The organism is Trichocoleus desertorum ATA4-8-CV12, assembly GCA_019358975.1.
GTDB classification, from domain to species: domain Bacteria; phylum Cyanobacteriota; class Cyanobacteriia; order FACHB-46; family FACHB-46; genus Trichocoleus; species Trichocoleus desertorum_A.
Map to the genome: position 1 here is coordinate 29146 of JAHHIL010000012.1, position 14854 is coordinate 43999.

Here is a 14854-nt window from a genome sequence, read left to right on the forward strand (position 1 = left end):
TTCTACTGCCTATGATGGTTAAACGCTTCTACCGCCAAGCTGGGAACACTAACAGTTTGACTGGAGTCCGCAACATGCTGAGGAAACACTACTGTAAAGGTAGAGCCTACATGCAACTCCGACACCAGTTGAATTTGTCCCTGCAATAACTGCACCAGCCGCGCCACGATCGCTAAGCCTAGGCCAGTGCTTTCAGGCAACGCGGAAGGGGAATGCTCATTGACCCGAAAGTAAGGATCAAAGACTCGCGCTTGGTCTTCCGGGCTAATGCCAAGACCTGTATCGGCGATCGCGATCGACCAATGTTGATCGGGCAAGCGATGGCACTGGACGTGAATTGTGCCTATGTTGGTATAGCGAATTGCATTGCTCACCAAGTTAGTAATCACCTGCTGCAACCGGAGAGGATCGGTTGTGATCGTTACAGGAGCCGCGTCGTAATCAATGTCTAGAGTCAGTCCTTTAGCCAGAGCTAGGGGTTCTAGCATTTCCATCACGCTATTGATCACCAAGCGCACATCAACTGTCGTGAGATGAAGCTGCATGTTGCCTGCTTCGTAACGCGATAGCTCTAAAACATTATTGATCAAGCGCAATAAGTCGCGGCCATGTCGTAGCACCCGCTCAATATTCTCAATACTCGGAACATTATCTTTTGCTTCCAGTTGCTGCTGCTGGCGCAAAAAGAGTTCTGAGTAGCCAATGATGGAATTCAGCGGCGTTTTGAGTTCGTGAGCTAATAAAGAAAGATTTTCCTGGCTGGTGCGAACTAAGCGAGTTAGCTCTTGATTGGTGAGTGCGAGTTGGCTTTGCAGTTGCTCAAATTCTCGAAGCCGTTCTTCTACATAGCTTTTGAAGCATTGAGCGATCGCCTCATCCACCACCACATCAATCAGCCGAAACGATCGAATGATGACGGCGGGCTGTGCCTGTAGTAGATCAGGTTGTAGGGCAGTAAAAATTTCTGAGCGTAATAAGCGATATTCCCGCGCAATTTCTCTCGAGTCAAATCCCTGCTCCGCTCGCAAAACACCATGATTGAGGCTGGCAGCGACTAATTCCGACACATTGCTGTCCTGAGACTCACAGAGCACAGTCGCCATCGCGGCCAAGACATGGGGAATATGGTTGCGAATTGCAGTCGCAGAAAGGTCATCTGCACTTTCAATTTGCCGATCTTGGCGCACTGCGTCCACCCACTGCTCAACAATGCCCTCAGTCTTCTCAACTAGGACTTGCCCAAAATCTTTCATGGTACGAGCCGGAAGGAGTGGTAGAAAAATCTTCTCCCTCTGGTATGAAATCAGTCTAACGATTACCTATCTCTTCCGCTAGGGGTAGAAACCGAGATAAGAATACGGCATTGCTACATGGCCCAGACACTGTTAATAGAGTTTGTCGCTTCAGAGCATCACCTCATCAATGCGATCGAGGTCTGCTAACCAATCTGCCACCGGAGCGACTTCTGAATCACTGGAGTGCCGCTGACAACGACCCGAAAACTGACAATCGTCACAGTGCTCTAGGGCTACATTCACTTGCGGAAACGGTTCGCCCTGTTGATATCGTTCGAGCCAGCCAGTGAGTTGCTGTAGCAGTTGCGTTAACTCTTGCCGAGTTTGCTCGTGCCAGGCGGAACTGTAGGGGAAGGTAAGGCTTTGGGGTAGCGGAGCCTTAGTGGGGTCATCCTGGGCTTGCACGAACCAGTAAGTCAAAGAAATCTGTTCTGGTAAATAGGGACTAGTTTCTGCCAGCACAAAGGGATATAGACGAGTTTGCCAATTGTGCGCTAGCCAACTTCGCTGGGGCGGGCGGGGGTAGGTTTTCCAGTCTAGAATCCGGGCTTGCTCCTCTAGCATGACCAAGTCGTAAATCACCGTGATTGGATAGCCTTGCACACTGCAAGTCCGGCGGTGCTCACTTTGTCGCCAAGTAGAGCCTGAAGAAGTTGCAGCAGGCCCGACAATTTCTGGAACTGCGGCTAGTAGGGTACTCACGCAGCGCTGCATTTGAGCATCTTCTGCCATCAAGGCATCGATGGGTAGCCCAAGTTCTTGTTGCTGCATCAGTAAGTGGAAACGGCTCCCCCATGCTTGATGCGCTTGCTGTTCTGGAGTAGAAGGTGAGCCAAGCTGCTCTAGATAAATATGTTGAAACTTCCGGGGACAAGTTTCTAGCAGATTCAATTGCCCTTGAGACAGCCGCAACTTAGGCTCTGGGCTGTCAGCGATCGCAACATTACTGGCAACGTTACCCACAATGTCACTTGCAACGTTACTGGCACCATCAAAGGTAGTATCCCAATGGGTCTGCTGGCTCTGCATGATGGTCACTCTCGGACTTTAGTCAGGACAAAAACACTGCCTTCATTGCCCCGTCCGATGCGTAAGTCGGCATCTAGATAGGTAATATCTAGCCAGCCCTGCTGGTCTCGGCCTGCAATACTAAAGTCGATCGCAAGAAATTTTTCTCCGCTCTCCAGTCGCTGCACAAATTGAGACGGCCACTGATAGCCGATCAGCCGTTGTAAACCCAACACAGAGCGCTCAAACTTCACCTCAACTCGTCGCTGCGAGACAGCTTGAAAGCGGGCAGCAACACTGACCAACCCCTCTAGGTAGGGCAAGCCATGCACTTCAGCCAAGTTATAAATCTTGGATTCGGCAGCCCGAATGAACTGGTAAATCTGTCCCAACTTCACCAAAGGAAATTGATCAATATTTAGCAGACCTCGACTGGTGGTGTAGAGCAAGCGCCAGTTGCCGTCTAAAAGATCACTGGCTTCGGTCGGTCGTGGGGTAGGATTGCGGTCTTCTAATTGAGCGATCGCTGCTAAGATGGCCAGTTGATCGCGCTCTGTTGCTAGCAAACCTCGATTCTTGCCTGCGATCGCCTCTAATAACTCTGCCTTGCCTAACATCGGAGCTGACCTCCACTAGATGGTTAGATGCTCTGGTCTTGATCGTGTTACAGCAGTTTGATAAGTGTTAGCGCAACTTTACAAATCTTTTGAGGGCTTTCTTGACTTAAACTCAAATATCCGCTAGAGATGTCTTCACGAAATTCCCCACTCGGTGGTAGACTCTGGGCATCTCCGTTCGTCAGAATAAAAAAGTAGATCCTCTAGGCCGAACCTTAGCATGTACAACCCTTCTTTGCGGCAGCAATCTCGTAATGAGCGCGCTCCCATCATTCCAATCCAGCAAGAGTCTTCAATTTTAGACTGGCTGGAGGCAAATGGTCGTCTGTTGGCACGCGATAGTCAAGATTTTGACTACTCCGATAATGAGGAAGAAATTGCCGAACTCATGGCCGTTGACGACAACACCTATGACGCAGATGACGATGATGACGATCTACTCGATCTAGATGAATAGATAAAGTTCAGTATCGCTCTAAGTATGACAATCGCCCAAATGGGTAAAATTTTGTCCTGAATCTCCAAAGATCAGCTCGAAATCTTTGGCATGTGTGGTGTGAAGTGAGATGACAATCCAGTGGACGCAAAACTATTTTCTGACCGCTCCCTCAAGCTAACGGGGACAATACTGCTACTAGCGCTGTGGACAGGGCTGAGCTTTGCCGCCTCCACGCTAGATGGATTCGCCAGCCGCTCTCTCTGGCAAGGACTTTCCTTAACTTTGCCGTTGTGGATTAGTGGTTTAGCGACTGCCGCATTGGGTTACTGGACCGTACCCTTACTCCGGGCGCTAAAAACTGGCCAATTTATTCGAGAAGACGGGCCTCAAGCTCACTTAAAGAAAGCAGGCACCCCAACGATGGGGGGCATTTTCTTTGTGCCAGCAGCCGTGGCGATCGCGGTACTTTGGTCTGGGTTTAACTCGAATGTAGTAGCAGTCTCAGCCCTAACGCTCAGCTACGGCTTCATCGGCTGGCTAGACGACTGGCAAGTTTTACGCCGCAAATCCAACAAAGGCATTTCACCTCGGATGAAGCTTGCCCTACAGGTCATGTTTGGCGGGCTCTTCTGTCTGTGGCTGATGCTGAGTCAAGGCGAAAGTATTACTACGGTGGCTTTACCCTTTGGGCTAGCACTACCGCTGGGACTGCTGTTTTGGCCCTTGGCTTGGTTTGTGTTGGTGTCGGAGAGTAATGCCACCAACCTGACGGATGGTCTAGATGGCTTAGCAGGTGGCACGGGAGCGATCGCTCTCCTAGGTTTAGGCGCTTTGGTTGCGCCCACCCATCCCGAACTAATGCTGTTTGCGGCTTGTCTCAGTGGCGGCTGTCTAGGTTTCCTCATGCACAATCGGAACCCCGCTCGCGTCTTCATGGGAGACACGGGTTCTTTGGCGCTTGGGGGAGCCTTAGCCGCGATCGCCCTCATTACCAACACCCTCTGGGCGCTCCTGATTCTCGGTGGTCTGTTCCTGGTAGAAACGTTGTCTGTAATTGCACAAGTCAGTTATTTCAAAGCCACCAAAGGCCCCAATGGGGTAGGCAAGCGTCTCTTCAAAATGGCTCCTCTACATCACCATTTAGAACTATCTGGTTGGTCAGAAAACCAGATTGTCGCTCGGTTCTACCTGACAGGAGGACTGCTAGCCTTAGCGTGTCTGCTGTTACAGCTTTTTGTTTAAGCTTTTTGTTTAAGCGTCTCTAACAAAACTGGATCAAGTTTTAGATTCGAGCTTCCTACGGGGGTTCGAATTTTTTTTAGGACTGGTTGAAATTTGCCTTCTGCCTAGTAGCAAGTACGAAGAGAAGTTAAACCATTGCGACTAGTAACCTAAAGATTAAGTAAAACTGCTGGCTTTAGCTAGCCGCCCCCAGGCAGGAGAGTTTATGGTTGGGAACATCTAAGCCATTCCCTCCCTACCTGTAGGGTTTCATGATGCAATACGCCCCTTCTCGCCCCCAATTCGAAGTATTTGAAGTTTCCGGTCAGCTCAATGCGGCCAGTGCTACTGAGTTACAGAATCAGTTGAAGCACAAAGTTGCGTCTAGCCCCGCCCAACACGTCATCGTTGACATGGCTCAAGTAGAGTCCCTGGACAGCTCTGGTCTGATGGTGTTGATAGGAACCCTTAGCTTGGCTCAACGCTTAGGGCGTGAGTTGATCCTGTGCTCAATTTCACCCTCAGTCCAAATTATTTTTGAGTTAACCCAGCTCGATAAAGTTTTTCCCATCTTTGAGAATCAAGCGGCTTTTGCTGCCACATTGGGCTGAGCCAGTTTCAGACAATTCACTCTCTTATTTCAGTTCAAGCTTGCATCCTTCTCACTTCTTCATTGGCTTCTAGCTGAAATCTTAAATTTTGGTTGTACTCTTCAACGTGCTTGAGTTCTTCCAGCTTCCGCAGAATCGTTTTGGTAAAGTTCTCAGCATCAGGTAGTTGGTCGGCAATTTGAGCAGTTTCTACTTCAATGTCGATCATCTTAATCATGCGGGCGTACTCACTCACCAGCCGCTGGTTGTTGGTGGTTTGCTTGCTCAAAATACCAACAGCACTGGTCGTGCGACGAATTCGATTGGCATAGAGCTTGTCGTCAAACTGCAACATTTTGCGCTTCAGAGATTCAAGCTGACTGATTAGCGCTTGGTTGGCAGCAGATTCGTGCTTCAGCTCTCCCACTCGTTGCTCTAGGCCGTATCTCTGGGTTAACAGCTTTTGGTCAGCCATTAGACGCAATTCTTCCTGCACGTTCATCTGTAAAGGAGGACTAGAGAGCTGGGCTGTATGGGCGAGTCTGGCGTAGAGCAAAAGACCCGCCGCGCTTAGCGTTGATAACAAAAAGATATTGGCCCCGGTGAACAGCAGAGATAGAAACACAACGGTGGAGACGGTCCCGCGAGTAGCTACTAAGTAGCCAGGGCTGGGTACGGGAGCAGGTAGAAGATAGTCACTACCCGTCGTGTGGTTAGTAATCGCAATTAGCTTTTTTAGAACGTAGCCCTGGGTGGTATAGAGCAGCGAGACCATATCGCCCCGACGGACGGGAATCCCATCTTCTGCCCCCGGAACTGAAAACTTCAGGACTTGCAGGCTCCTAGCAGGCGTAATAATGCGAAATTCATAATGCCGTTTATAAAATCTCGGCAGCTTACTAGTGAGGTAAAGCAATACCTCTCGCATAGAATTTCGCTGAGAGAGCTTACCATAAACAACACCATATTTGCGTTGGCAGGAGGTGCACCTCAACTGGGGAATGCTGTCATAGTTGAGGGTACCCAGGGGTGTCAGACACGATGGGCAGTGAATTGACCGTTTCATAAAGAAGGGGCTCAGCCAGAGCCAATATTCAAGCTTGCCTGAATGAAAACAGTGCCACATGCAAGCAGCACGTCAGTAGATCGATTCTAGTGCTTGGCTTTAAAAGTGGGTGGGAGAATTTGCAAGTAGAAGAATTTGTAACAGAGGCCGCGATCGCTCCAGTCAATCTCCACAATTAGATCCCTGGTAATCAACCTCAATCACAGAAAAAGATTTTTGCAAAGAATTTAGATGCGGAATTACTAAATTTACTGGTGTGGTATTCAGCAACGCTATCCTGACTCCTCAAGCCTTTGTATTTGTATAGGTGTAAGGTCTATTGTTGGGCCTTTTAAGCCTTAACTTATGGCCTGGTTCTACCCTCTAGGATGACCTTCATGACTCTCTCTTTGAACACGAACACAGCCCCCACTGCCGAGCAACTAGACCAAACGAAGCGAGCGATCGCTGCTTACGTCGCGAGCATTGATGCCAACCCGGATCGCCGCTCGGGTGCATACCCCTATTACCTGTTGCATGAACCGGGGCAGACTATTCTCGGCACTGTCCTGATGTTTCATGGCTTTAGTGCTAAGCCCCATCAGATGTGGCGACTAGCAGAATATCTCTTCCAGAATGGCTTTAATGTTTATCAAGCCACCCTAGCAGGCCATGAGTTTGCTCTGCCCAACAAGTATTGGCCTCAAGTTGACCTCAAGCCCGAAATTGCCACGCCTTTACGCCAGAAAGTTCAGAGAGATCCCGTTCTTCAAAACTATTTTGCTAATTTAGCTGCCCATCCCAGCGATCGCCGCAACCCCAGCGCCACGCAACGTATCGCTCTAACCGCAAGATTAATCGCGATCGAGCCTCGATTACTCGATATTATCCAAGCCATTTCTCAGCCAGATGATCCCGACTTTGAGCGCTACTTTATCTCTTCCCACCTCAACTACCTGAGCGAGGCCAAAGCTCGACTGGCTGAGTTAGAGGCTCTACCTGGCCCAATCTATACAGTTGGCTTATCAGTGGGTGGCGCTGTAGCCCTAAGCCTTGCCGCCACTCGAAGCGATCGCATTGATCGAGTTGTCGCTTATGCACCTCTGCTGAAAGTTTATGGGGAAGAGCATCGGCAATATGTAAATCTGGCAGGCCCCCTCGACATCAAAGAACTGGGTTGGGACCCTAGCTTGCAATTTCCTGTCGGAGCACTAACCGCTGCCGATCGCTTTGGTAGCGCTTTTGTTCTTGACTCTAAACAGACCCGTACCCTGCAAAATGTCCCCACCTTCTTAGTTCTGACCGAAAATGAGGATGCCGCTGATATCAAAACTAACCAAACTCTCTTTCAAAAGATTGGTGGCGCTCAACAAGGTCACTACTCCTACCTTTACCCAGCCCAACACCTAGTGCCTCACCCAATGGTGGACCCAACTGAGGTAAGCCAAGGCATGAGCAATCGCTTCTGGCAAAGTCTGTATCAAGAAACCTTCCGTTTTCTGACCCAGGGCACAGTAAATCTGAAGAACATGACCAACCTAGAACAGGTGCCCGAGCTACCCTTTGTGCCGCCTGTGCATTAATCGAGTAGAGTGAACTCCTGACCTATGAGTTAACTCGCTTGACTCCTATTCTTATGAACTACTTCCTTGGCCCAACTGCCGAGGAAGTTTTGTTGAGAAGCTTCTTTTTCGCGACAGATGTAGACGAGCGATCGAGCCAGTATAAATGGGATCAAGGTCGATACTCATGGTTTGGGCTAGTCTGGGCGGTTAGAAGCGATCGCTCCTAATGGATGGCAGGCCAAGTTCTTGGGCATTTTGTATTTACGTATACAAAATATTTACGCGTATCAATAAAAATAGATAAATGTTAATTTTGTCAACCCTTCTTAGCCTTATTATCCGAGACATAAATTTTTTTGATACCAAAACCAGCCCAAAAGGCATGACAACTTATGTTTTAATCAACTAAAGTGAAGAAGTGTATCGGCTTGTAGCCTTCCAGGTAACCTTTATGACAGGTGTTGTACCCGCCAGCTTGCGTCTTTATGAGCTATATCGCAGTCAAACGGGTTTTCCAGTTCCATCTTCATCAGGGCTAACCGTATTTTGTGACTTCGATGGTCCCATCATTGATGTTTCAGAGCGGTACTACAGTACCTATCAGCTAGGTCTCGCCGATACCCAAGCGACTTACCAAGCTCAAGGAATTACCTTACCACTTCAGTTGCTGAGCAAAGACCAATTCTGGCAAATGAAGCAAGACCGGGTGCCAGATGTAGAAATTGCTATGCGCTCCGGTTTAAGCCAGCAAGAGCAAATTGATGTGTTTTTGCAGCGAGTTGGTCAAATCGTCAATCAGCCAACCTTGCTACAGAAGGATCGATTGCAACCTGGAGTGCGTTGGGCCTTAACCCTACTGCATACAAAAGGAATTCGGCTAGTTTTGGTCACACTACGATGCCAGAACCAAGCAACTCAAATTTTGCAAGAGTATGGTTTGCTGGATTTATTTAGCGGCATTTATGGCACCGACAACGACCAAGCCGCCTACCAAAACTATGCTGACTGCAAAACCCAACTGTTGGCTAAAGCTGTAGCTGAACAGGGATTGAGCGGTGAACTAGCCCAGACAGCTTGGATGATTGGAGATACCGAAGCCGATATTGTGGCAGGGCAAGCCCTAGAAATTCCCACGATCGCCTTGACTTGCGGAATTCGGAGCCGACGCTACGTAGAGCGCCTGCAACCCACTTGTATTCTAGGCGACCTAGCCTCCGCAGTGCAGCACGTCGTCACTTGCTACCATCTGGTTCAGGCATAAAGGTTTAATAGCTTAAAATCCAAGCTTAAGGCTGCTCCAACAGGCCCATTCGCTCCCACCAGCGATTTAGAGGGAAGTAAACCACAGGAGCCCACAAACTACTCAAAATTGCCGAGCTTAGGGCTGTGCGCTGGTGATATGTCCAAATTTCTGCTAGCGTGCGTACTGCTTGCACTGAAGCGCCATCTAGCTTTTGCAAACTAAATTGAATGGCAATGACGGTTTCTGCTACCACAGCCATGCCAAACACAATCAGCGCCACCGAAATAAAATCTTCTTCAATGTAGCGCTGCTTTTGCAGGCGAGCCGTCAAAACACCAACCAAAATCAAACTTAGGACATGGGTAGGATGAGCGGCTGTCATTCCATCTTGCAGAAGTCCTAGAACTAATCCGGCGATCGCACCTTGGAACACTGTGCGTTTGACGCTCCAAGCAACGACCCAAATCAATAACCAGTTTGGGCCGATGCCTGCTAACTCTAGGCCCGGAAAGCGTAAAGGCAGAGCCAATAGACACAAAATTACAGAGACAATCGTAACAGACCAATTTAGCAGCGAACGGCTATAAGCAGAGCTTTTTAGCAGATTTTTGAAAGGATCATTCCTCATGGGGCATCCGACTTGGGAGTAGCAGACGTGGAATCAGGAATTGCTGATTGATGAGGGTAAACAATTACCCACTCCAAATAACTAATGGGAGCAGACAACTCAATCACAGCCTCTGGGGCAGGGCTTTTGTTTAGGTTGACTGACTCAACCCGACCCACAGGCATGCCTGATGGGAAGAGCTGGCTAAACGTAGAAGTAGAAATCACATCGCCACGTCGCACATCAGGAACTTTATCGAAGAACTCTAGAACGGCTCGGTTAGCCGCTTGCCCACGCATGTATCCGGTATAACGGCTACGGCTCACTACAACTCCTACGCGGCTCGTGGGATCGCTGATCAAGAGGACACGGCTCGTACGGGGGGTGACACTCGTAACTCGACCCACCAAGCCTCCTGGCCCTGCTACCACATATCCCACTTGCAACCCGTCTTTGCTACCCCGTCCTAGAGTCACCTGCTGCCACCAGTGGTCAGCACTGCGCCCAATCACTGGAGCGGCAATTCCTTTTCGCGGTCTCGTGGAGGCGTAACTCAGTAAGTCTTGAAGTTTTTGGTTTTGGCTTTCTAGCTCGACCAAGCGCTGCTGTAGCTCTAGGACTCGTGCATTCGCAATCTGCTCTTCTGCGTTAGGGGCACCTTGGAAGGGACGAGTCATACCTTGATACACTTCTAGAATCGCTGCTCCTTGGGTCTCCCGAACCATCCAGGCAGTGCCCAGGGTAACACCCACTAGCAACATTTTTATGCCATATCGATCCCACCAGCGACGCAGTGTATACATGCAATCTAAAATATCTTGATTTGAGCTTACGGTTTAAGAATCTTTAAGGTTGCTAGAAATTGTCCCCTTTGTTTAAAGCGGGTTAGCGCTAGGTCAAAGGAAGGCTTACAAGAAGCGATCGCTCAGCTAAGAGCAGGTAGATTCTGCATAAATTCACTCAGTAGGGCAGCATGAGTCGCCTAGAGCGTTCGGCAACAGAATGCAGCAGCACTCAAGTAGAAACCAAGCAGTCTGTTACTGCTCTGCAAACCAAGGGAGTGGGCGATCGCCACCCCCTGCACAAGAAACTTGTTAGCACTGCACGAAACCAGCGGATGCAGTTACATATGCCGGGAGCGGCCACTAAACACCCGCTCTAGCTGCTTAAAGTTCTCCAGAACCCGACCTGTGCCTAATACAACACAGCTCAGGGGATCGGCAGCAACGTGAACCACAATTCCAGTTTCGTGGCTAATCAGGGTGTCAATCCCTTTTAACAATGCACCTCCACCAGCCAACATAATGCCGCGATCAATAATGTCCGCCGCCAGTTCTGGGGGAGTGCGTTCTAAGGTGCGCTTAACAGCCTCAACAATCACCAAGAGAGGCTCGGACATGCTCTCACGAATTTCTGGTCCCTTAATGGTGACGGTACGAGGTAACCCAGACAGTAAATGCAAACCCCGGACTTCCATCATGGCTTCATCCACTTCATTGGTGGGGTAAGCAGAACCGATGCGAATTTTAATTTCTTCGGCTGTACGTTCCCCAATCACCAAGTTGTGCACTTTCTTCATGTACTGGGTGATTGACTCGCTCAACTCATCACCCGCGACCCGTACCGACTCACTCAGTACAGTCCCTTGCAAACTCAATACAGCAACTTCGGTAGTACCACCACCAATGTCGATAATCATGTTGCCTGTTGGTTCTGCGACAGGCAGACCCGCACCGATCGCGGCGGCAACTGGCTCATCAATCAAATAGACTTCACGGGCACCCGCTTGCGAAGCTGCTTCCATGACCGCCCGACGCTCTACACCCGTAACACCACTGGGAATACCAATGACAATCCGGGGGGAAACCAGCGTGCGACCTTCATGCACCCGCCGAATAAAATGCTTCAACATCAACTCTGCGGTGTCGAAGTCAGCAATTACGCCATCCCTGAGGGGACGCAGTGCCACTACATTCCCAGGGGTCCGTCCTAGCATTTTTTTGGCATCTTCTCCGACCGCTAAAGGCACTCGATCATCTTGATCGATCGCAACTACGGAAGGTTCTTGGAGAACAATCCCTTTACCCGATACATAAACTAGTGTGTTGGCGGTACCGAGGTCGATACCCATGTCCCGAGATAAGGAAAAACGACTGAAAAGACCCACTAGTTTCTACGCCCCTAAACGAAATGCTGCCGCGCCTGAATACAATGTAGCCGAGGTGGATTTTATTACGTTTTTTATCCTGAGTCTAGTTAGCTTCAGGTTAACTGTAAATCCAGCTAATTACGATAACCTTGACGAATCTTTAGTCACATTCCTACGATGGCAAGCTGGAATCAGGATAAATTTCGAATTTGTTTGGTCTTGATAACTTTTATCTTAACGACTAATCGCGACAGAACTTAACAATATTTGCATCCTTAAATTAGTGATAAATTGAACCTTATAACTACTCAGGGTCACAGGTTTTTTAGTGGCATGTTTTAGCGATTTTGAGGGGAGCAGTAGCTCACTACTGACAACCCATTAAATTGCAGCCATAGCAGGAAAACTTTCGATATACTATAGGTACACTTGTACTAAAACTCTGTACTGATAATCCTATGAGTCTTAATGTTGTTACTTTAGTCGGTCGAGTCGGGGGAGACCCCGATGTGAAATTTTTCGAGTCGGGTAGCGTGGTGTGCAACTTGACGTTGGCTGTCGATCGCCGCACGCGCAACAGCGACCAGCCAGACTGGTTTAATTTGGAGCTATGGGGCAAAACGGCTCAAGTAGCGGCTGACTATGTACGTAAAGGCAGCTTAATTGGCGTTAGTGGGGCACTCAAGTTTGAGTCTTGGCAGGATCGCAACACAGGAGCAACTCGTACCAAGCCTGTGATTCGAGTCGATCGCTTAGAACTGCTAGGCTCCAAGCGGGACAATGACGCTGGTTCCATGAACAATTACGGCGGCGACGATGAATTTTAACGGGAACGCCTAATTTCGATACCTTGTAATTGTGATGGTAGGGGCAGGTCTTGAGCCTGCCCTTTTTATATGGATATATGGTTGGTTAATACCGGATTTCTAGGGTGACGCTGGCATCGACTTGTTGTTCGCCACCCTCTACAGGCGTATCAGCCATTTCGGCGCGTTGCAATTTAGAGAAGGCCATAACGGGGCGAGGCGGTGGGGCACTGGCTCCATTAACTTGAATACTCACAATTTCTTGAGCGGTGAAGTTGAGTGCCTCTAAAACAGCGTTGGCTTGCTGTTGGGCATCTTGGGTGGCTTCTCGTAGCGCTTGTTTCTGGGCGGCGGCGATCGCGGGGTCTGGAGCTACAAAACTCACGCCATTGACTCGCGTCGCTCCTGCTTTCACTGCATCATCAATGATGGTGCCTGCTCGTTGCGTATCGACACGGAAGCTGACGGTGTTGGTCGCGATGTAGCCCACTAAACGTTGCGTGTTGTTTTCGTAACTATAGTTGGGGTTCAGGGTAATGCCTGTGGTTTGCAGTTTCTCCACATTGCGCGCCTTGAGCAACTCTACAACTGCCGAAGAACGCTTGGCAGCTTCTTGCTGCACTGCTTCTGCGGTTTTGCCTTGCACCTCCACTCCCAGTTCAACTTGAGTCAGAGTGGTGGGGATCATTTCTATGCCACGGCCAGTCACAGTGAGGGTTCTCAGCATTCTCTCTTGGGCTCGTTCTTGAGCTAGAACAGGGTTGGCAAAGGTGAGGCTCAGCAGCCCTAAGGCGAGCGGTAAAGCGGTCCAGCGCTGCCAAGAGCGGGATGGACGGTGGGACAGGTGGGCTGGGTACATGGGATGGCTCCTCCTCACAATCGCAAGCATGGCGACTAAATGGCGTTGATGGTTCTAATCTGTCATCTCCAGTGGTACAAAGTCTGATTGGTTACATTTTTAGAAACTTACAGACTTGGCTGGTGAGGAGCGCGATCGCGATGGCTTATTGGTTGTTGAAGAGTGAACCGGACGTTTATAGCTATGCAGACTTGGAGCGAGACGGGCAAACAATTTGGGATGGGGTGAACAATAATCTAGCGCTGAAGCACATCCGCACCATGCAGCCAGGAGATTTGGCGCTGATCTATCACACAGGGGACGAGCGCCGAGCTACCGGGATCGCTGAAGTCGTGAGCGAGCCTTATGCCGACCCTGCTTTAGCTGACCCGAAACGAGCTGTGGTCGATGTGCAAGCTGTGCGATCGCTGCCGCAACCCGTGACTCTGGCTCAGATTAAGCAAGACAGTAGTTTTGAAGGGTTTGATTTGTTGCGGATTAGTCGGCTTTCAGTGGTGCCAGTCTCACCTGAACATTGGCAACGAATTCTGCAACTAGCGGGGGAGTCCTCCTAAAATCGTCTGTAGCGCTCTGTCCTCACTTCCTCCTGGGTCATTCATGGCTTACCACCTCTCTGCCGCCAAGCTGCAAACCTACCATCGCTGTGCCCAGTCCTACTATTTCCGTTATGAACGTGGGATTAAAACCGCTGCTTTCTTTGGGTCTGCGTCTCTGGGTACGGCGTTGCACGAAGCTTTAGCGCAGATCTACCGCGATTGGCACTATCAAGAACCGATTCCAGGGCTTGATTGGGTGGAATACTGCTGGAGCCAGCACACTCAAGGACTCAGCCCTAACCAGGTGACACAAGGGCAAGCAATGTTGCAGCGCTATCACGAGCGCTTTATTGCTAGCCAAACTGCGATCGCACGCCCGCTAGCAGTCGAAGGCAAAATTCAGGGATCGCTTCAAGTTGAAAATTTAGAATTTACTGTTTCAGGGCGTTACGATCGCCTGGATTATTTATCCGATGGCTTGGAGCTGATCGACTATAAATCCAACAAAGACACTAAACTGCTAGACCCAGCAGAACTTAATCTGCAAATTGGGCTGTATTACTTGGCCTTAGAGCAAACCTACCCACAAACACTACGGCGCTTGAGTTTAATTTATCTTCGTACAGGTGAGAAAATTAGCTTTGAAGTCACACCAGACCATAAGCAGCGAGTTGAGTCTGCCATTAGTGATTTAGCGCTACGCTTGCGAACGGATGCCGCTTGGGAACCTACGACTGGCGGGCATTGCGATCGCTGCACCTATGCTCGCTATTGCCCAGGGGTACAAGCGGAGCCAGAACCCTTACCCGCTGATGCCAAACCCCGTCCAGAACTTCAGTTAGCGCTGAGCTTAGCGTTAGATTCGGCAAGCTGA

At 49.6% G+C, this 14854-nt stretch carries 18 protein-coding genes; 10 read left to right on the forward strand and 8 right to left on the reverse strand.

What is annotated here, in order from left to right:
- Window positions 1–2: 2 nt before the first annotated feature.
- The 3 genes from KME12_11600 to KME12_11610 all read right to left on the reverse strand — a co-directional run bounded on the left by KME12_11600 (window position 3) and on the right by KME12_11610 (window position 2920).
- Window positions 3–1253: a HAMP domain-containing histidine kinase gene (locus KME12_11600; GenBank protein MBW4488423.1), complete on the reverse strand. Its 1251-nt coding sequence runs from the start codon at window positions 1251–1253 to the stop codon at window positions 3–5.
- 150 nt (window positions 1254–1403) lie between these two features.
- Window positions 1404–2207, reverse strand: coding sequence for a PD-(D/E)XK nuclease family protein (locus tag KME12_11605; GenBank protein MBW4488424.1), 804 nt, complete (start codon window positions 2205–2207; stop codon window positions 1404–1406).
- A 122-nt stretch (window positions 2208–2329) separates the two neighbouring features.
- Window positions 2330–2920: a PAP/fibrillin family protein gene (locus tag KME12_11610; GenBank protein MBW4488425.1), complete on the reverse strand. Its 591-nt coding sequence runs from the start codon at window positions 2918–2920 to the stop codon at window positions 2330–2332.
- Between the two features lie 220 nt (window positions 2921–3140).
- Here KME12_11610 and KME12_11615 point away from each other — a divergent pair, with 220 nt between their 5' ends.
- From KME12_11615 to KME12_11625, 3 genes are all read left to right on the forward strand, one after another.
- Window positions 3141–3377, forward strand: coding sequence for a DUF3134 domain-containing protein (locus tag KME12_11615; GenBank protein ID MBW4488426.1), 237 nt, complete (start codon window positions 3141–3143; stop codon window positions 3375–3377).
- Between the two features lie 120 nt (window positions 3378–3497).
- Window positions 3498–4601 (forward strand): phospho-N-acetylmuramoyl-pentapeptide-transferase, encoded by a 1104-nt coding sequence (gene mraY / locus KME12_11620; protein MBW4488427.1) that lies wholly within the window; start codon window positions 3498–3500, stop codon window positions 4599–4601.
- A gap of 254 nt (window positions 4602–4855) precedes the next feature.
- The gene (locus KME12_11625) at window positions 4856–5191 is read left to right on the forward strand and encodes an STAS domain-containing protein (GenBank protein ID MBW4488428.1); all 336 of its coding nucleotides are present in this window, start codon (window positions 4856–4858) and stop codon (window positions 5189–5191) included.
- Window positions 5192–5225: 34 nt separating this feature from the next.
- On the opposite strand, the gene KME12_11630 is transcribed toward KME12_11625, so the two are convergent.
- Window positions 5226–6236, reverse strand: coding sequence for a hypothetical protein (locus KME12_11630; protein ID MBW4488429.1), 1011 nt, complete (start codon window positions 6234–6236; stop codon window positions 5226–5228).
- Window positions 6237–6613: 377 nt separating this feature from the next.
- Between KME12_11630 and KME12_11635 the strand changes: the two genes are divergently transcribed.
- The 3 genes from KME12_11635 (at window position 6614) to KME12_11645 (ending at window position 9041) form a co-directional block, all read left to right on the forward strand.
- A complete protein-coding gene (locus tag KME12_11635) occupies window positions 6614–7798 on the forward strand; it encodes an alpha/beta hydrolase (protein MBW4488430.1) in 1185 nt (394 codons plus the stop codon).
- A 53-nt stretch (window positions 7799–7851) separates the two neighbouring features.
- A complete protein-coding gene (locus KME12_11640; GenBank protein MBW4488431.1) occupies window positions 7852–8007 on the forward strand; it encodes a hypothetical protein in 156 nt (51 codons plus the stop codon).
- Between the two features lie 224 nt (window positions 8008–8231).
- Window positions 8232–9041: an HAD family hydrolase gene (locus KME12_11645; protein ID MBW4488432.1), complete on the forward strand. Its 810-nt coding sequence runs from the start codon at window positions 8232–8234 to the stop codon at window positions 9039–9041.
- A gap of 25 nt (window positions 9042–9066) precedes the next feature.
- Here KME12_11645 and mreD read toward each other — a convergent pair whose 3' ends face one another.
- Together mreD and mreC are read right to left on the reverse strand one after the other, a co-directional pair.
- Entirely contained in the window at window positions 9067–9651 is a 585-nt protein-coding gene (mreD, locus tag KME12_11650) for a rod shape-determining protein MreD (protein MBW4488433.1), read from the reverse strand.
- Window positions 9648–10433, reverse strand: a complete 786-nt coding sequence (gene mreC, locus KME12_11655) for a rod shape-determining protein MreC (GenBank protein ID MBW4488434.1) — start codon at window positions 10431–10433, stop codon at window positions 9648–9650. The genes mreD and mreC overlap by 4 nt, the downstream gene beginning before the upstream one ends.
- Before the next feature lie 170 nt (window positions 10434–10603).
- On the opposite strand from mreC, the gene KME12_11660 reads away from it, so the two are divergent.
- Window positions 10604–10792, forward strand: coding sequence for a hypothetical protein (locus KME12_11660; protein MBW4488435.1), 189 nt, complete (start codon window positions 10604–10606; stop codon window positions 10790–10792).
- Here the strand turns inward: KME12_11660 and KME12_11665 are convergent.
- Window positions 10754–11761: a rod shape-determining protein gene (locus KME12_11665; GenBank protein ID MBW4488436.1), complete on the reverse strand. Its 1008-nt coding sequence runs from the start codon at window positions 11759–11761 to the stop codon at window positions 10754–10756. The genes KME12_11660 and KME12_11665 overlap by 39 nt on opposite strands.
- A gap of 476 nt (window positions 11762–12237) precedes the next feature.
- Here KME12_11665 and KME12_11670 point away from each other — a divergent pair, with 476 nt between their 5' ends.
- The gene (locus KME12_11670; protein ID MBW4488437.1) at window positions 12238–12606 is read left to right on the forward strand and encodes a single-stranded DNA-binding protein; all 369 of its coding nucleotides are present in this window, start codon (window positions 12238–12240) and stop codon (window positions 12604–12606) included.
- Between the two features lie 85 nt (window positions 12607–12691).
- Here the strand turns inward: KME12_11670 and KME12_11675 are convergent, their stop codons facing one another.
- The gene (locus KME12_11675) at window positions 12692–13444 is read right to left on the reverse strand and encodes an SIMPL domain-containing protein (protein ID MBW4488438.1); all 753 of its coding nucleotides are present in this window, start codon (window positions 13442–13444) and stop codon (window positions 12692–12694) included.
- 140 nt (window positions 13445–13584) lie between these two features.
- On the opposite strand from KME12_11675, the gene KME12_11680 reads away from it, so the two are divergent.
- The gene (locus KME12_11680) at window positions 13585–13998 is read left to right on the forward strand and encodes an EVE domain-containing protein (GenBank protein ID MBW4488439.1); all 414 of its coding nucleotides are present in this window, start codon (window positions 13585–13587) and stop codon (window positions 13996–13998) included.
- 43 nt (window positions 13999–14041) lie between these two features.
- Window positions 14042–14854 (forward strand): PD-(D/E)XK nuclease family protein, encoded by an 813-nt coding sequence (locus KME12_11685; GenBank protein MBW4488440.1) that lies wholly within the window; start codon window positions 14042–14044, stop codon window positions 14852–14854.